The sequence below is a fragment of the Paraburkholderia sp. RHO2 genome, assembly GCF_050955445.1.
Classification (GTDB): domain Bacteria; phylum Actinomycetota; class Actinomycetes; order Mycobacteriales; family Mycobacteriaceae; genus Prescottella; species Prescottella agglutinans_A.
In genome coordinates this window covers 3,329,033-3,345,598 of record NZ_CP162617.1, presented here as the reverse complement: position 1 = coordinate 3,345,598, position 16,566 = coordinate 3,329,033, and the positions used below count along the sequence as shown (strand labels likewise).

Annotated in this window: 18 protein-coding genes and 1 tRNA gene; 11 read left to right on the top strand and 8 right to left on the bottom strand. The window is 70.2% G+C overall.

Annotated elements, in window-relative coordinates; genetic code table 11:
- Window positions 1-10: 10 nt before the first annotated feature.
- From ABTV10_RS15550 to aceE, 3 genes are all read right to left on the bottom strand, one after another.
- Entirely contained in the window at window positions 11-928 is a 918-nt protein-coding gene (locus tag ABTV10_RS15550; RefSeq protein WP_499028291.1) for an ACP S-malonyltransferase, read from the bottom strand.
- Between the two features lie 128 nt (window positions 929-1,056).
- Window positions 1,057-2,412: a PucR family transcriptional regulator gene (locus ABTV10_RS15545; protein ID WP_499028289.1), complete on the bottom strand. Its 1,356-nt coding sequence runs from the start codon at window positions 2,410-2,412 to the stop codon at window positions 1,057-1,059.
- Between the two features lie 115 nt (window positions 2,413-2,527).
- Window positions 2,528-5,296, bottom strand: a complete 2,769-nt coding sequence (gene aceE / locus ABTV10_RS15540) for a pyruvate dehydrogenase (acetyl-transferring), homodimeric type (RefSeq protein ID WP_499035190.1) — start codon at window positions 5,294-5,296, stop codon at window positions 2,528-2,530.
- Window positions 5,297-5,751: 455 nt separating this feature from the next.
- Here aceE and ABTV10_RS15535 point away from each other — a divergent pair, with 455 nt between their 5' ends.
- The 5 genes from ABTV10_RS15535 to ABTV10_RS15515 all read left to right on the top strand — a co-directional run bounded on the left by ABTV10_RS15535 (window position 5,752) and on the right by ABTV10_RS15515 (window position 8,145).
- Window positions 5,752-6,204, top strand: a complete 453-nt coding sequence (locus ABTV10_RS15535; protein WP_499028288.1) for a DUF3052 domain-containing protein — start codon at window positions 5,752-5,754, stop codon at window positions 6,202-6,204.
- An 88-nt stretch (window positions 6,205-6,292) separates the two neighbouring features.
- Entirely contained in the window at window positions 6,293-6,757 is a 465-nt protein-coding gene (locus ABTV10_RS15530; protein WP_127914073.1) for a peroxiredoxin, read from the top strand.
- 32 nt (window positions 6,758-6,789) lie between these two features.
- Window positions 6,790-6,861 (top strand) — tRNA-Val (locus tag ABTV10_RS15525).
- Between the two features lie 82 nt (window positions 6,862-6,943).
- Window positions 6,944-7,513 (top strand): hypothetical protein, encoded by a 570-nt coding sequence (locus ABTV10_RS15520; protein ID WP_499028286.1) that lies wholly within the window; start codon window positions 6,944-6,946, stop codon window positions 7,511-7,513.
- Between the two features lie 89 nt (window positions 7,514-7,602).
- Window positions 7,603-8,145: a protein-tyrosine phosphatase family protein gene (locus ABTV10_RS15515; RefSeq protein ID WP_433605257.1), complete on the top strand. Its 543-nt coding sequence runs from the start codon at window positions 7,603-7,605 to the stop codon at window positions 8,143-8,145.
- Here the strand turns inward: ABTV10_RS15515 and ABTV10_RS15510 are convergent.
- Window positions 8,122-8,874 (bottom strand): VIT1/CCC1 transporter family protein, encoded by a 753-nt coding sequence (locus ABTV10_RS15510; protein ID WP_499028284.1) that lies wholly within the window; start codon window positions 8,872-8,874, stop codon window positions 8,122-8,124. The two genes, ABTV10_RS15515 and ABTV10_RS15510, sit on opposite strands and share 24 nt — an antisense overlap.
- Window positions 8,875-9,025: 151 nt before the next feature.
- Between ABTV10_RS15510 and ABTV10_RS15505 the strand changes: the two genes are divergently transcribed.
- From ABTV10_RS15505 to ABTV10_RS15485, 5 genes are read left to right on the top strand one after another with little or no spacing between them, the layout of a single operon-like run.
- Complete coding sequence (locus ABTV10_RS15505) at window positions 9,026-9,622, top strand: DUF4178 domain-containing protein (protein ID WP_499028282.1); 597 nt, start codon at window positions 9,026-9,028, stop codon at window positions 9,620-9,622.
- On the top strand, window positions 9,619-10,122 hold the full coding sequence (locus ABTV10_RS15500) for a DUF2617 family protein (protein WP_499028281.1): 504 nt from the start codon (window positions 9,619-9,621) through the stop codon (window positions 10,120-10,122). The genes ABTV10_RS15505 and ABTV10_RS15500 overlap by 4 nt, the downstream gene beginning before the upstream one ends.
- Window positions 10,110-10,520, top strand: coding sequence for a DUF4247 domain-containing protein (locus tag ABTV10_RS15495; protein WP_499028280.1), 411 nt, complete (start codon window positions 10,110-10,112; stop codon window positions 10,518-10,520). Before ABTV10_RS15500 ends, ABTV10_RS15495 begins: the two co-directional genes overlap by 13 nt.
- Window positions 10,517-11,023: a DUF350 domain-containing protein gene (locus ABTV10_RS15490; protein WP_499028278.1), complete on the top strand. Its 507-nt coding sequence runs from the start codon at window positions 10,517-10,519 to the stop codon at window positions 11,021-11,023. Before ABTV10_RS15495 ends, ABTV10_RS15490 begins: the two co-directional genes overlap by 4 nt.
- A 2-nt stretch (window positions 11,024-11,025) precedes the next feature.
- The gene (locus tag ABTV10_RS15485; RefSeq protein WP_499028276.1) at window positions 11,026-12,585 is read left to right on the top strand and encodes a polyamine aminopropyltransferase; all 1,560 of its coding nucleotides are present in this window, start codon (window positions 11,026-11,028) and stop codon (window positions 12,583-12,585) included.
- 13 nt (window positions 12,586-12,598) lie between these two features.
- Here ABTV10_RS15485 and ABTV10_RS15480 read toward each other — a convergent pair whose 3' ends face one another.
- The 3 genes from ABTV10_RS15480 to ABTV10_RS15470 are packed head-to-tail and all read right to left on the bottom strand — an operon-like array spanning window position 12,599 to window position 15,102.
- Entirely contained in the window at window positions 12,599-13,126 is a 528-nt protein-coding gene (locus ABTV10_RS15480) for a DUF2231 domain-containing protein (protein WP_499028274.1), read from the bottom strand.
- Window positions 13,127-13,168: 42 nt separating this feature from the next.
- The gene (locus ABTV10_RS15475; protein WP_499028271.1) at window positions 13,169-14,434 is read right to left on the bottom strand and encodes a sensor histidine kinase; all 1,266 of its coding nucleotides are present in this window, start codon (window positions 14,432-14,434) and stop codon (window positions 13,169-13,171) included.
- Window positions 14,431-15,102 carry a response regulator transcription factor gene (locus ABTV10_RS15470; protein WP_499028269.1) on the bottom strand — a complete coding sequence of 224 codons (672 nt, stop codon included), beginning with the start codon at window positions 15,100-15,102 and terminating at the stop codon, window positions 14,431-14,433. Before ABTV10_RS15470 ends, ABTV10_RS15475 begins: the two co-directional genes overlap by 4 nt.
- Window positions 15,103-15,172: 70 nt before the next feature.
- Between ABTV10_RS15470 and ABTV10_RS15465 the strand changes: the two genes are divergently transcribed.
- Complete coding sequence (locus tag ABTV10_RS15465) at window positions 15,173-16,168, top strand: cobalamin biosynthesis protein (protein WP_499028267.1); 996 nt, start codon at window positions 15,173-15,175, stop codon at window positions 16,166-16,168.
- Here the strand turns inward: ABTV10_RS15465 and ABTV10_RS15460 are convergent.
- Window positions 16,159-16,533, bottom strand: a complete 375-nt coding sequence (locus ABTV10_RS15460) for a hypothetical protein (RefSeq protein WP_499028264.1) — start codon at window positions 16,531-16,533, stop codon at window positions 16,159-16,161. The two genes, ABTV10_RS15465 and ABTV10_RS15460, sit on opposite strands and share 10 nt — an antisense overlap.
- Window positions 16,534-16,566: the final 33 nt, after the last annotated feature.

Here is a 16,566-nt window from a genome sequence, read left to right as displayed (position 1 = left end):
GCGCGGCGAACTAACCGTCTTCGGTGAATTCGGTCAGTGCGGAAAGATCTCCGGGCTCCTTGAGCGGCACGGTCGGTGTGCCGCGCATCTCGCGCTTGGCGATCCCGATGAGGGTGCCTGCCGGAGGAAGTTCCGCGATCGCCGAGACCTGAGCGGCCCGCAGACTCGCGGTACACAGGTCCCAACGCACAGGTCGGGTCACCTGCGCGGCCAGCTTAGCCAGGGCGTCGGCGCCGGAGGCCACCGGCGCGCCGTCCGAATTGGAGAGCAGGGTGCGGACGGGATCGCTGGGTGCGATCCGCGACGCGGCCTCGGCGACGGCGTCCTGCGCGGGTGCCATGAACCGAGTGTGGAACGCCCCCGCAACCGGCAGGGCGCGGACGCGGGCCTTCTCCGGAGGATTCGCTGCGAGCTGCTCGAGAGCGTCCAGACGGCCCGCCGCCACGATCTGCCCGGCCGCGTTGCGATTGGCCGGCGTCAGGTCGAGTTCCTCGAGCCGGGACAGGACTGCGTCCTCGTCCCCGCCGAGGACCGCGGACATTCCGGTGGGCTCGAGCGCGCACGCCTTCGCCATCTCGCCACCGCGGATCGCGGCGAGCATCACCGCGTCGTCGGCGGAGAGGACTCCGGCGACAGCAGCGGCGGCGAGTTCACCGACGGAATGACCGGCGACCACGGTGTCCGCCGGGACGAGTCCGCGGCGTTCGAGTTCCTCGTACGCGAGGAGAGCGGCGGCCACCACGAGCGGCTGAGTCACGGCGGTGTCCGTGATCTCCTCGGCCGACGCGGTGGTACCGAGGCGCGCGAGGTCGAGACCGGAAGCCTTCGACCACAACGCCACGCGATCGTGTGCGCCCGGCAGCTCGAGCCATGGGCTGAGCATGCCGGGTGTCTGGGAGCCCTGACCCGGGGCTAGCAACGAAATCACGCCTACAAGAGAACACCGTCACGGCGTCCCTGCGAGATGTTGTCGGGGATGAACTCTGGACAGGTGTTTTGTAGGTTCCCCACAAAAAGGCACGTCGGCGCGCCCTATCGAATTCGGACGCTCCAGCGTTACGTCCCGACGTTCCGGAATGTGAAATTTGTGACGGATGCGTCCGAAGTCGCGGATTGAACGCGCGTTTGGGCAAGTCGGCCGACTGTCGCTGCGACGCGAAGCACATAGGCATCGCGCGGGTTGGTCGGATCCCGTCGCGTGATCTCCGAGATACGCTTCAATCGATACCGAACCGTATTTGGATGAACAAACAGCTGCCGCGCACAGGCCTCCACGGCTCCACCGGAGTCCAGATAGGCGTCGAGAGTCTCCGAGAGTGCGGTGCCGGCGGTCGACAGTGGCTGTATCAAACGCTCATTGAGGGCCGCGACGGCAGCGGTATCTCCGAGCAGGGCACGTTCGGGTAACAGCTCGGCGGCGAACACAGGTCGAGGTGCTCCCCGCCAGCCCACGACGGCCTCGATTCCGGCCAGCGCCTCGACCGCGCTGAAGTGTGCTGCGCCCAGTGTCGGGGTGGTCGGACCGATCACCACCGGGTCGTCCGAGAAACTCTGCATCAACTCGACCATGAATTCGTGGCCGCCCCGGCTGCCGTGCAACTGGCCGCTCACCACCATGACCAGTCGCTCGCCCTGGACGACCGCGAGCGCGGCTCGCCCGTGCTTCCGGGCGGTGGTGTGGACCGTGCCGATCACCGAGACGCTCTCCTCGGGCGGCGGGGTGCCCACGATCACCGTCGCCGGTGCGGTCGCGTCCCAGTTCAGGGTCGCGGCGCGCGACTGCAGGTCGGACCCTGTGTCGCCGCGGACCACCGCGTCGACCACCAGGGCCTCGAGCCGGGTGTCCCACGCGCCGCGGGACTCGGCCGCGCTCGCGTACACCGACGCCGCCGCGAAGCCGAGCTCGCGGCCGTACCGCAGGATCGACTCGGTGAGTGCGACCAGCTGCCGATCGTTTCGGGCGAGAGCCGGCAGTCGCTGCTCGAAGAACTCCATCGCCACCCGCACCATGTCGACGGTCTGCCGCAGGGTGAGTCGGCGGGCGAGGTCCTGCGGGATCACCTGGAACGCGTCGATCGTGAACCGGATGTCGCTGTCGGAGTCGGTGAGCCATTCGAGGAAGTTGACCACCGACCGCTGGACGATCATCTGGACGCTCGCCCGCTGTTCGGCGTCGAGGTCGGCGAAGAACGGCAGCTGGTCCTGCATCGAGGCGATCGCCTCGGTGGACAGCCGACCGGAGAACTGCTTGACGCGGCGCAGTAGCGCGTCGGGCAGGGAGTCGCGGCTCGGCCTGCCCGTCGGGTTCGGGGTCGGCGGCTGGTAGCGCGCGCGTCGGGGCTGCGGCGGGCTCGGCTGCTCCGCGCGCGCGGGAGGGGAAGAGTTCGACGTCTCGGGCAGATCCGCGGCCATGAAAAGGAACTTACGCCCGCCGCCGACACGAGGTCCCGAGGACGCTCGCACCGGCGACGGGCGCGTTCAGCGTGTTCCGTGTCTATCGCGGCCGATCAGTTCGATCGGCGTGGCGTCACGCGACGCCGGGATCCGACGTCTGCTCCGGCGCGGCGAGCACGTCGTCGATCCGGTAGCGGGCGGCCGCCTCGACGGCCTTGGACCGGTCCAGCTCGCCGGACTTCCCGAGCGACGAGAGCACCGCGACCGCGATGGACTCGGCGTCGACGTTGAAGAACCGGCGCGCGGCCGGGCGGGTGTCGGAGAATCCGAATCCGTCGGTGCCGAGCGTGGTGTACGAGCCGGGGACCCACTGGCGGATCTGGTCCGGCACCGCCCGCATCCAGTCCGACGCCGCGACGAACGGGCCCTGTGCCTGCGAGAGGACCTGGGTGACGTACGGCTGCGGCGCGTCGACGCCCGGGTTGTGCAGCGCCTCGCGCTCGCACTCGATCCCCTCGCGGCGCAGTTCGCCCCACGACGTCACCGACCACACGTCCGCGGCCACGCCCCACTCGTCGGCGAGCAGCTGCTGCGCGCGCAGACCCTCGGGCATGGTGACGCCCGAGACGAGGATCTGGGCGCGCGGTGCGGAGCCTGCGGAGCGCCCCTCCGGGCCGCCCGAGTTCTCGGCCTGCTTGTACAGGTAGATGCCCTTGAGCAGGCCGTCGACGTCCAGGTTCTCCGGCTCGGCGGGCTGCTGGTACGGCTCGTTGTAGACGGTGAGGTAGTAGAAGATGTTCTCGCCGCCGAAGCCGTCCACGCCGGGCGTTCCGCCGTACATGCGGCGCAGGCCGTCCTTGACGATGTGCGCGATCTCGAACGAGAACGCCGGATCGTACGAGACGGCGGCGGGGTTGGTCGAGGCCAGCAGCAGCGAGTGGCCGTCCGCGTGCTGCAGACCCTCGCCGGTGAGCGTGGTGCGACCGGCGGTGGCGCCGAGCACGAAGCCGCGGGCCATCTGGTCCGCCGCCGCCCACAGGCCGTCACCGGTCCGCTGGAAACCGAACATCGAGTAGAAGATGTAGACCGGGATCATCGGCTCGCCGTGCGTGGCGTACGACGTGCCCACCGCGGTGAACGACGACGTCGAGCCGGCCTCATTGATGCCCTCGTGGAGGATCTGACCGACGCTGCTCTCCTTGTAGGCGAGCATCAGTTCGGCATCGACCGACGTGTACAGCTGTCCGTTGCGGTTGTAGATCTTCAGCGACGGGAACCACGAGTCCATGCCGAACGTGCGGGCCTCGTCCGGAATGATCGGGACGATGCGCTTGCCGATCTCCTTGTCGCGCAACAGTTCCTTGAGGATGCGCACGACGGCCATCGTCGTCGCGACCTCCTGCTTGCCCGAGCCCTTGAGGACCGGCGCGTACGTCTTGTCGTCCGGCTGGGCGAGCGGCGCGGCGTCGGTGCGGCGGGACGGCAGGAAACCGCCGAGCGCCTTGCGGCGCTGCAGCATGTACTGGATCTCCGGCGAATCCGGCCCCGGGTGGTAGTACGGAGGCAGGTACGGATCCTTCTCGAGTTCCGCGTCGGAGATCGGGATGCGCTGGATGTCGCGGAAACGCTTGAGGTCGTCGAGCGTCAGCTTCTTCATCTGGTGCGTCGCGTTGCGACCCTCGAAGTGCTTGCCGAGGGTGTAGCCCTTGATGGTGTGGGCCAGGATCACCGTCGGCTGGCCCTTGTGCGCCATCGCCGCCGCGTACGCCGCATAGATCTTGCGGTAGTCGTGGCCGCCGCGCTTGAGGTTCCAGATCTCCTGGTCGCTCATGTCCGCGACGAGGGCCTTGGTGCGCGGGTCCCGTCCGAAGAAGTGCTCGCGGACGAAGGCTCCGTCGTTGGCCTTGTACGTCTGGTAGTCGCCGTCCGGCGTCTCGTTCATCAGGTTGACGAGCGCGCCGTCCTTGTCGGCGTGCAGCAGCGAGTCCCACTCGCGGCCCCATACGACCTTGATGACGTTCCAGCCGGCGCCACGGAAGAACGACTCCAGCTCCTGGATGATCTTGCCGTTACCGCGAACCGGGCCGTCGAGACGCTGCAGGTTGCAGTTGACGACGAACGTCAGGTTGTCGAGGCCCTCGGTGGCCGCGACGTGTGCGAGACCACGCGACTCCGGCTCGTCCATCTCACCGTCGCCGAGGAACGCCCACACGTGCTGGTCGGCGGTGTCCTTGATGCCGCGGTCGTGCAGGTAGTGGTTGAAACGCGCCTGGTAGATGGCGTTCATGGGCCCGAGACCCATCGACACCGTCGGGAACTCCCAGAAGTCGGGCAGCAGGCGCGGGTGCGGGTACGACGGCAGGCCGCCGCCGGACTGCGCGTGGCTGGCCTCCTGGCGGAACCCGTCCAGCTGCTCGGCCGGGATGCGGCCCTCGAGGAATGCGCGGGCGTAGATGCCCGGCGAGGCGTGCCCCTGGACGAAGATGTGGTCGCCGCCGCCGGGATGATCCTTGCCGCGGAAGAAGTGGTTGAAGCCGACCTCGTACAGCGCCGCGGACGACGCGTAGGTCGAGATGTGACCGCCCACGCCGATGCCCGGGCGCTGGGCGCGATGCACCATGATCGCGGCGTTCCAGCGGATCCAGGCGCGGTACCGTCGCTCGACCTCTTCGTCGCCGGGGAACCACGGCTCGTTCTCGGTCGGGATGGTGTTGACGTAGTCGGTCGAGGTGAGCGCGGGGATCGCGACATGCTTCTCGCCGGCGCGCTCGAGCAGCCGCAGCATCAGGTACCGGGCGCGGGCGTGGCCCGCGCGGTCGAGCAGGCCGTCGAACGATTCGAGCCACTCGTTGGTCTCGTCCGGATCGATGTCCGGCAGATAGGAGGCCACCCCTTCGCGGATGACGCGGACCCGGCCGTCGGTGCCGGGCTGCGCGTTCGCAGCGGGTGACGAGGCCCCTCCGGAGACGCCTGGTGTGTCGGCGTTCGGTTGAGACGCGGGCCCCTGGATCAGGTCTGACAAGGTGTGCTCCTCATTGTGGTGGGACGCGCGGTGTCGCGTCCGCTCCATCCGGTCGGTCCTTGTTAGGACCTACCGAGTTTCCATATGAATATGGCGCAGCACTCATCTTTCACCATCCAGACGAAGTGAGCACCCCCGCTCCTGATGTTCGGTACCCGGCGCGTCGCGACTGCGGGTTCGGTCGGGGATTTGCCCTGATAGGGGCCGTACGGGCGGTCCTGCGGGGACTTTCTCGAGATTTTCTGGTTCGTCGGCTTGCGCGAAAGGCTTCGACCATGTTCGCTTTCCACTATTGATCGACACACGCTCGATCCCGACCGGGGTGCGCAAACTTCGTGCCCCACCGAACAGAGGAGGACACCACCGTGGTCGCCGCGGAGGACGCTCAGAACTACGCTCAGAAACTCGGCGTTATCCACGACATGGTGGTTCAGGAACTGGGCTGGGACGAGGACACCGACGACGAACTGCGCATGTCGGTGGAAGAGGCCATCGGTGGCGAGATGGTCGACGAGGACTCGGACGAGGTTGTCGACGTCGTGCTGATGTGGTGGCGCGACGGTGACGGCGACCTGGTCGACGCGCTGATGGACGCCATCGGCCCGCTGTCGGACGACGGTTTCGTGTGGGTCCTCACCCCCAAGACGGGTCGCCCCGGCCACGTCGAGCCCAGCGAGATCGCCGAATCCGCACCCACCGCCGGCCTGACGCAGACGTCGGCTGCGAACCTCGGGTCCTGGAGCGGTAGCCGGTTGGTCCAGCCGAAGGCACGCGCACCCAAGCGCTGATCGCTCCCCGTAATTCCAGTTCCGTTCATCCGCGCGGCGTAGGTTTGTCGTGGCGGATGCGCCGACGTACCCGACGTTAGGACCAGGCATGCCTCTCGAGGTGGGCGCCACCGCGCCCGATTTCACGCTCAAGGACCAGAACAACCAGGAAGTCACGCTGTCCGACTTCCGTGGCAAGAAGAACGTCCTCCTCGTCTTCTACCCGCTCGCGTTCACGGGCGTGTGCCAGGGCGAACTGTGCCGCGTGCGCGACGAGTTGCCGAAGTACCAGAACGACGATGCGGAGATCCTCGCGATCTCCGTCGGACCGTCGCCGACCCACAAGATCTGGGCCGCCGAGCAGGGCTACACGTTCCCGCTGCTGTCGGACTTCTGGCCGCACGGCGCCGTCGCTGAGGCGTACGGGGTGTTCAACGACAAGCTCGGCTTCGCCAATCGCGGCACCTTCGCGATCGACAAGGACGGCATCATCCGCTTCGCGGAGATGAACGGCCCCGGCGAACCCCGTGACCAGGCAGCTTGGGAGAAAGCGCTCACCGCGCTAAAGTCCTGAAGCGATTCCGGCGGCAGTCGTCGCCGGATTTCGGGCGTGTAGCTCAGTGGTAGAGCTCTGGTTTTACACACCAGCGGTCGGGGGTTCGAAACCCTCCGCGCCCACCGGAACGATCCCCCTGGACTGAGAACCTGCAGTCCAGGGGGATTTTCATTGCCCAGCGCCGCCCGATCGGGGAGCAATACGATGAGCGCATTCCGGACCTTTCGTGAGAGCGAGGACGTGATTCGATCCGCGCTGCCCCTGGATGACCCCGCCTGGACGTCGTTGCAGACGCGGGAGGGCGACGGTTCCTGGGTGCCGCAGTGGCTGACGGAGCTTGTCCGGGATCCCGCGGACGCGACTCGCTTCGCGGACGGCTGGCCTGCGCTGTGCTCGGAAGGCACGACCTGGCCGGCGGCGATCGCGGCCTTCCCGTACCTCGTGCGCATCGCCGAATCGCTTCCGCCCGGCGCGCGCTTCGAGTACGTCACCGTGTTCGGTCTCATCGCGGCGGACTGGGAGGCCGAATCGGATCCGTCGTTCGATGAATCTCGCCGCATCGAGTCCGCCTATCGCGCCGCCCTCGTCCGGGCGCTCGAACTGACCGCCGAAGAGTCGACGTTTCCGATCGGGAACGAACGTGACCTTCGGTATCTGCTGATGTCCTTCGCCGCCCTGCACCATGTGCCGGAGCTGTCGAAGTGTCTCGATGATCTGGACGACGACGAGACCTGCCCGCGATACGCGGCGTACATCTGGGGTGAGGACGCGTAGAGCTGACGCTTTCCGCTGCCTCGCCGCGGTGAAACCGGAGATACTGGAATTCTCAGGAACTCTTGGCCGCGAACCGAACGGACCCGAGCGTGAACGACGACCTGGTCGATCCCACCGCGATCGACATCCGGATCGACCCGATGCGCCAGCACCTGGTCGGCATCACCGCGCACGGGCACATCCCGTTCGACGTCCCGGTCATCAGCGAGATCGCCCCGAACCTGTGGCAGGGCGGCTGCCGGGACGGACTGGTCCTGCCGGACTTCGTCGTCCATGTCGTCTCGCTGTACCCGTGGGAGCAGTACGACGTGCGGCACAACATCGATTCCGAGGTCTACGTCCGGATGTACGACAGCGGTGAGCAGGGATTCGAGCAGGTCGACGCGCTCGCGGCGTGGGTGAACGTGTGCCGCGAGACCGGTCCGGTCCTGGTGCACTGCCAGGTGGGCCTCAACCGCTCGAGCCTGGTGGCGGCCCGGGCTCTGGTGCTGTCCGGTGAGGCGGACCCGGCCGGAGCGGTGGCGCTGCTGCGGGCGCGGCGCTCGTCGGCCTGCCTGTGCAACGAGGCCTTCGAGGGCTGGCTGTTGGGGGCGCCGGCGGTGCCCCTGTCAGACGCCGGCGACGCCGAGTAGCTGCCCGATCCCGTACGTGACGGCCATCGCGAGTGCGCCTCCGGTCACCACCCGCAGGACCGCGCGGGGCCGGCTGGCCCCGCCGAGGCGCGCACTGAGGCTGCCGGTGATCGCGAGCGCCGCCAGCATTGCCACGAACGTCACCGGAATCCGGGCGCTGGCCGGCGGCAGCAGGATCGCGAGCATCGGCAGGATCGCGCCCACTGTGAACGCGATCGCCGACGCGATCGCGGCCTGCCACGGGTTGGTGAGCTCGTCGGGGTCGATGCCCAGCTCGGCCTCGGCGTGCGCGGCGAACGCGTCGTGCGCGGTGAGCTCCTCGGCGACCTTCCGTGCCGTCGCCGGCGACAGCCCCTTGTCCTCGTAGAGCGAGGCCAGCTCCTCGAGTTCGGCCTCGGGAATGGTCGACAGCTCGTGCCGTTCCTTCGCCAGCAGCGCCCGCTCGGTGTCGCGCTGGGTGCTGACCGACACGTACTCGCCGAGGGCCATCGACACCGCACCGGCGGCCAAACCCGCCAGCCCGGCGGTGAGGATCGGCCCGCGGTCGGTGGTGGCCGCCGCGACACCGACCACCAGGCCGGCGACCGAGACGATGCCGTCGTTGGCGCCCAGCACGCCGGCCCGCAGCCAGTTCAGGCGCGACGAGAGCCCGCCGACGTGGGGCTCGGCGGGGTGCAGTCCGTTGCCGGTGTCGTTGGTTGCATCGGGTGATTCCTGGTTCGCGGTCACAACCCGAAGGTTATTGCGAGCGAGTTCGATCCACCAGCAATGCAAGGCTGGCCGAAGCTGCGGTGCGCGCGGGGCCGAGTGGCCGTCCGAGGCCGCGCGCCGGTAGGGTCTGGCGGCGCAACGAGTCGACTACGGGGGGAATACTGTCCGGATGGCCGTCCTGATTCTTCTGATTGTCCTGCTGATCCTGGTTCTCATCGCGGGGATCGTCGTATTCGTCTGGCGCACAAGGACTCCCGCCGTATCGGCGCGGGTTGATCCGCTCGCCGACTACCCGGAGGTCTACGACCCGCACCGGATCGGCGTCGGCGACATCGTCACCTACGCCGGTATCGACCACGTCGTGCGCGGCACCATCACGCTCGACGAGGAGGGCTACCAGTGGCGCGAGCACCTGCTCGACGGTTCCACCGGGCGTCGCTGGCTCACCGTCGAGGACGACGAAGGCGAACTCGAGATGACGCTGTGGATGCGGCGCGAGGCGACCGGCCTCGAACCCGGCGGCGACGTGATCCTCGACGACCGCGTGTACCGGAAGATCGAGTCGGGCGCGGCCCGATTCACCGCCGAGGGCACCACCGGCACGGCGCCGTCCGGTGCGATGGACTACGCGGACTACGCGACCGCGGACAAGACCGGCCTGCTCGCGTTCGAGCGGTGGGCGAAGACCGCGTCGTGGGAGGTCTCGACGGGCCGCGCCGTCACCCGTAGCGAGCTGACGGTGATCCACGCCGGGCCTGCCACGTGAGCGTGCACCTGCTCGACGTCGCACCGTCCGACGTCGACGCGGACGCCCTCGGGCTGGTGGTCGATGCCCCGGCCCCGAAGGCGCTCGCGGAACTTCACCTGCGCGACGCCGAGGCCGGAGCGCTCACGCTCGGTGTGCTCGGCGCGTCGCACGTCGTGATCGCCTCCGCGCCGGGCCGGCGCTTCACCGAGCAGGTCTCGTGTGACGCGCGGCGGGCCGGCGGCCGCGACCTCCCGGAACTCGACGAGCGGGCCGGCTACCGGTTCGTCTCGCGGGTCGAGCGGGTGTCGGCCGACGAGTTGGCACGACGGGCCGCGCGGCTGCGCGTCCAGGCCGGCGGCGACGACTGGATCTGCGGGGCCTTCCCCGGCGACCGTGACGCCCTCACCGCGCTGACGGCGACCGCGAACGACGGCGAATGGCGCTGGCGGACGTGGCATCTGTATCCCGGTCCGGTGACCGGCACGGTGGTCGAGACCGAGAGCCGGTGGCGGCCGTGAGGCACCGGGTGGTCGTCGCCCTGGCGATCGCCACGATGCTGTTGACCGCCGGATGCGGTGGGGGAGTGCGCGATCACATCGCCGACAAGTTCTCACATCGCGGCACCCAGGGCGACATCGCCACCTACTACTCGCCGGATCCGGTGGGCACCACCGTCGAGCGGATTGTCCGCGACGACGTGCCGGCGGCGCGCAAGGCCGACGGCAACAACGAATACCTGCGGTACAACGACGACATCGTCACCGTCGGACCCGCGCCCGGCGGCGGCAGCACGATCGACGTCGAGGACCTCGACGGCCGTTACCGCAGCGGCCATTTCACCTACCTGGGCACCGGGTTCACCCCCGGCTCACCGGCCGCCGGCAACACCTCGGGCGGATCGGGATCCGCGAAATGACCGCCATCACACACCTAGCGGAGAGCGCGAACATGACCGTCACGAATCTGGCCGCCGCCACCGAGATCGGAACCGTCGAGTTCCTTCCCATCGTGGGCGGTGTCCTCGGCACGCTCGCCTACTTCGCAGTCGGGATCGGCGTGCTGGCCGCCGGATTCGCAATGCTCGACGCCCTGACACCGGGCAACCTCCGGCACCAGGTGTACATCGAGAAGAATCCCAACGCGGCGCTGCTGCTCGGCGCCAACCATCTGTCGCTGGCAGTCATCGTGGTCACCGCGATCCTGACCAGTTCCGACGGATTCGCCCAGGGCATCACCGATTCGCTGGTCTACGGCGTCGTCGGTGTCGTGCTGCAGGCCGCCGCGCTGGCGATCATGAACGTGCTGCTGCCCGGGCGCCTGGTCACGCTGGTGGGCGAGCCGCGCATGTGCGGCGCCGCGTGGGCCGTTGCGGTGACACTGTTCTCGGTGGGCCTGGTCAACGCCGCCGCACTGTCGTGACAGTGACCGAGCCCGCGGCGCCCCCCGCGTCGCCGCCCGCGCTGGGACGCCGGTCGCGGGTGGTGCTGCTCGCCGCCGTAGCGGCGTGCGCGGCGTGCGGGCTCGTGTACGAACTGGCGCTGCTGACGCTCTCGACCAGCCTCACCGGTGGTGGCATCACCGAAACCTCGCTCATCGTGGCGGGTTTCGTCGCGGCGCTCGGCCTCGGTGCGCTCGCCGCCAAACCCCTGCTGGGGCATGCCGCGCCGTCGTTCGTCGCCGTCGAGGTGGTGCTCGGCCTCGTCGGCGGCGTCAGCGCTGCCGCGCTGTATGTGGCGTTCACGTTCCTGGGCTCGTCGACGTGGGTGCTGGTCCTCGCGACCGGGGCGATCGGCATGCTCGTCGGCGCCGAGGTCCCGCTGCTGATGACGCTGCTGCAGACGGGCCGCGACGGCGACGCCGCCGACACCGGGAAGGTGCTCGCCAATCTCAACGCGGCCGACTACGCCGGCGCGTTGATCGGCGGGCTGGCGTGGCCGTTCGTGCTGCTCCCGGCGGCGGGACTGATCCGCGGCACGGCGCTCACCGGCATGGTGAATCTGGTGGCGGCGGCCGTCGCGGCACTGTTCCTGCTGCGTGGACACCTGCGTCCGACGGTCCGGGCTGCGGCGATGCTCGCGCTGCTGCTGGCCGCCGCGCTGCTCGGCGGGCTGCTGGTGCGGGCGTCGGACATCGAGACGACGTCCCGTCAGCGTCTGTACCCCGACCCGGTCGTGTACGCACAGCGGTCGCAGTACCAGGAGATCGTCGTCACTGAACGCGGCGACGACGTGCGCCTCTACCTCGACGGCGACCTGCAGTTCTCGAGCCGGGACGAGCACCGGTACACCGAGGCGCTGGTATACCCGGTCCTCGCCCGCAACCCCGCGCGGGTGCTGATCCTCGGTGGCGGCGACGGACTCGCGGCCCGGGAGGTGCTGCGCAACCCCGGCGTCCGGGAGATCGTCCAGGTGGAACTGGATCCGGCGGTGCTCGACCTGGCGAACACTCGGTTGCGGGCGCTGAACGGCGGTGCGCTCGAGGACGAGCGGGTGACCGTCGTCGTCGACGACGCGTTCCGGTGGCTGCGGGAGGGGGCCGGCGGCCAGTTCGATGCGGTGATCGTGGACCTGCCCGACCCGGACACCCCGACCCTTGGCCGGCTGTACTCGACCGAGTTCTACGGGGTGGCGTCCACCGCCCTCACGCCGGGCGGGCTGATGGTGGTGCAGTCCGGCAGCCCGTATTCCACCGCCGACGCGTATTGGCGCACCGTCGCCACCGTCGGATCGGTGGGACTGGGCGTGACGCCCTACCACGTGTACGTGCCCAGCTTCGGGGACTGGGGATACGTCCTCGCGCAGGTGGGACCCGCGCCCGCGCTGGCGCTCTCGCCGGACGCCGCCCCGCGCCGGTTCCTCGACCCGGCGACGCTCGCGTCGGCGGCGGTGTTCCCACTCGACCGCCAGCGCCGCGACCTCGAACCGTCGACGCTGGACCGGCCGCACATCGTCGACGACATGCGCCGCGGCTTCGAGCGGTGACGGCTGGGCGCGGTCACCGCGACTGCGCGCTCGGCGCCTCGTCCGCGGTGTCGGATCCGCTCCACACCGCGGCCGCGCCGCTGTCGCCGATCCGATAGACCTGCACGACCGAACCGACGGATACGGCGATCGCGACGACGGCCAACGCGATCGCCACGGCCCGGGCCGTCTGCCCGCGCGACGACCCGCCCCGCGACTCCCGCCACGTGCACACACGCGGATCGTGGATCGCCCACCACGCCAGGGCGACCAGGAAGACGCCGGCCGACCAGAAGATCAGTTGGTCGCCGAGTTCGGCGTGGACCCGCACCAGCGGGTCGCTGGGCGTCCGCTCCTCGAGCCACTCGCCCGCGTGGGTGGTGAGGGGAACCAGGATCAGCGTGACCAGCGCCACCACGGGGGAGAGGATGCCGATTCGCCGCCGCGCGGCGGGCCAGCAGACCGACAACAGCACCAGCAGTGCGGATATCGGCACCAGGACCGCCACGAAGTGCACGAACAGCGGGTGGATCGGCATGCCGTTGAATGTCGTGGGGCCCATGATGACTCGCCTCCGTCGGGATGTGTGCGACCGGTGGCCACGCTAGGCGCGATTTCTTGGAGGCTTCTGGGAACCGCGCGGCAGGACGATCGTGAACGTGGTCCCCACGCCCTCGGTCGACTCCACCAGTACGTCGCCGGCGTGGGCGCGGGTGATCTCCCGGACCAGGGCCAGCCCGATTCCGTACCGCCGGCCCCCGGCGGGCTGGTCGGGGCCGTGCGCGAAGCGGGTGAACAATCGCGGCAGCTGCTGGGGCGCGATGCCGACGCCGGTGTCGGTCACGGCGATTCGGGCGTCCTCGTCGTCGTGGTCGACCCGGACGGTCACGCGTCCGCCCGGGCGCACGTGGGTGACGGCGTTGTCGACCAGTCCGTGGACGGCGCGCCGGAGCGCCGGCCGGGCGCCGGTCACGAGCAGTGACTCGGAGTCCCGCTCGACGTCGACGGTGACTCCGACGGATTCGGCATGTGCCTCGACGCTGTCACGAACCTGCTCGCACAGGGCCACCAGATCCACCGGCTCACGCGTGTCCGGTCCCGTCTCCAGCGCCGCGGACAGCAGGAGATCCTCGACCAGTTCGCTCAGCGCACGGGTGTCGTCCACGATCCCGTCGAGCTGGCGTGTGACCTCGGCCGGCTCGAGCCGGTCCGCCCGCCGGGCGAGCAGCTGCGCGCGCGTGTGCAGGACCGTCAGCGGGGCACGCAGTTCGTGCGACGCGTCGGCGACGAATCGTCGCTGCAACGACAACGCCAGCGTCAGCGGGCGGATCGAGCTGCGGGACAACAGGACGATGACGAGGGCCGAGGCGGCCATCCCCGCGATCTCGGCGAGCACGAGGGCCGACAGCAGGCGATCCCGTCCGGCCTCGAACGGCTCGAGGTCGAGGAGGGCGGCGGCGCGGCCGTGGACGGTGTCGGAGACGAAGACGCGGTAGTGCCGGTCGCCGTCGTCGACGGTGGAGAAGCCCGAGGGTTCGTTCAGCAGCGCCGCGGCCTGCGGTGGCGCGCCCGCGCTGACCTCCGTCGTGCCGGCGGGTGTCCGCAGCGCGAGCGTCGTGCCGGGCGGGGGATCGTCGACGTCCTCGGTGGTCTCGACGACCGACCGCAGCGTCGCGTCGATCTGCCGCGACTGGGCGCGCGTGTCCACGACGAACACCACCAGCCCCACCACGAACAGCACCACGGCGAGCGCGACCGACGCTTGGAGCGCGGCGACGCGTCCGGCGCGCCGCAGCAGGTGCTCGTCGCCGATCACTGCCGCCGGCCGGGTGGACAGGCTCGGGCGGCGACGGAACGTCCGGGCCGTCATCGCGAACCGAGCCGGTAACCGATCCCGCGGACCGTCTGGACGACGTCGCGGCCGAGTTTGCGACGGAGATAGTGGACGTACGTGTCGACCGTGCCCGGGGTGTCGGCGGCGCCGAACGCGGCATCGAGGAGCTGCCCTCGGGTGAACACCTGCCCGGGGGACCGGGCCAGGGCCGCGAGCAGGGCGCATTCGCTGGCCGACAGCTCGACGGCGCCGTCGGTGCCGGTCACCGTCCGGCTCGCGAGGTCGAGTACGCGGCCCGCCACCGGCAGGGACTCCGCCGCCTCGAGCCGCCGCCGTCGCAGCGCCCGCAGCCGCGCCAGCAGTTCGGGTATCTCGAACGGCTTGACCAGGTAGTCCTCGGCGCCCGCGTCGAGTCCCTCGACCCGGTCGTCCAGTGTTCCGCGCGCGGTGAGCACGAGCACCGGGGTGTCGACCGCGCGCCGCCGCAGCGCGCGGAGCACCTCGATGCCATCGCACGCCGGGAGCCCCCGGTCCAGGACGATGACGTCGTATCGGTGGGTCAGGCCCCGGTGCAGGCCGGCCTGGCCGTCCCGGGCCACGTCGACGCGATATCCCTCCTCCGACAGCAGGTCGCCGAGCAGGTCGGCGAGACGGTCGTCGTCCTCGACGAGCAGGACGGTCGGAGCTTCGGGACTCGTCGGCATGGTGTCGAGGGTGCCACTGCCCGGCGACTCCGTGGGCGCCGAGTGACGGACGATTGGTAGAAATACGGTCGTGTTGCGCTCTGCCCGCCGAGTCCCGGCCCGACGTTCCCGTTCCACCGCCCGGGCGGCCGGTCTTCTTCTCGGCTACGCCGCCGACCGCGTCGTCGGCGATCCGCGACGGTGGCACCCGGTGGCCGGATTCGGTCTTGCCGCAATGGGATTGGAGCAGCGGATATATGCGGACCGTCGACTGTCGGGCGCCGTGCACACCGCGGTGCTCGTCGGCGTGACAGCGGCTGGCGGCGCGGTGGCACACCGCCTCGGCGCGCGACTGGGCTGGTTGGGCGAGACGACGGTGACCGCGGCGGCCACCTGGACGGTCCTCGGCGGCACCTCGCTGGCGGGGACCGGGCGGGCGATGGCGCGGCACCTCGAGGCCGGTGACCTGGCGTCGGCGCGGGCGCTGCTGCCGTCGCTGTGCGGCCGCGACCCGAGCGTCCTGGACACCGACGGACTCGCCCGCGCCAGCCTGGAATCGGTCGCCGAGAACACCTCCGACGCCACCGTCGGTGCGCTGTTCTGGGGCGCCGTCCTCGGCGTGCCGGGGTTGCTCGGGTACCGCGCCTCCAACACGCTCGACGCGATGATCGGCTACCGGTCGGCGAAGTACTCGCGATTCGGCTGGGCGGCGGCGCGCTGGGACGACCTCGTCAACCTCGTGCCGGCCCGCGTCACCGGTGCGCTCACCGTAGCCGTGGCGCCCGTCGTCGGCGGGTCCGCGCGCGGCGCGCTGGACGCGTGGCGGCGGGACGCGGCGAGGCATCCGAGCCCCAACGCCGGGGTGGCGGAGGCGTCCGCCGCGGGCGCGCTGGGCGTGCAGTTGGGTGGCCGCACCGAGTACGCGCACGGCGTCGAGCTACGGCCGACGCTGGGCTCCGGGCCGGCGCCGGTCGTCGCGGATCTCGAGCGGGCGGCGCGGCTGTCGTCGGCGGTGCAGGTGGGGGCCGCCGTCGCGGCCGCTGCCCTCGCCCTCGCCCTCCCGGCGGCCCGGCTACGTCAACGCTGATCGCGGAGGCGGGCCAGTCGGTCGTTGTAGGCGAGCAGGCGCATCGCCTCGGGATCGTCGAGGTCGTCGAGGTCGATCCGCGGGGTCCTGGCAGGGGCCGGGATCTGATCGAGCACGCGCGCGTCGTCGTCGCGGCGTGCCTGCGCGAGCGCCTCGGCGGCCTCGGTCACCGCGGTGCGCCGCAACACCCGGAATGCGACCACCGCGACGAACGATCCGTAGAGCATCCACAGCAGAACCAGCGGCCAGGCCTGGAGGTCCCTGCCCTGCTGCGCTGCCCGCACAGCGACCGTGACGCCGATGCCGAGCGGGAGAAGCACCACTGCGATCGCGGCGGTGGCGGAGACGACCCGGGCAGCGTTCATGCCGCGAGCATATGGCGTCCCGACGGCGGGACT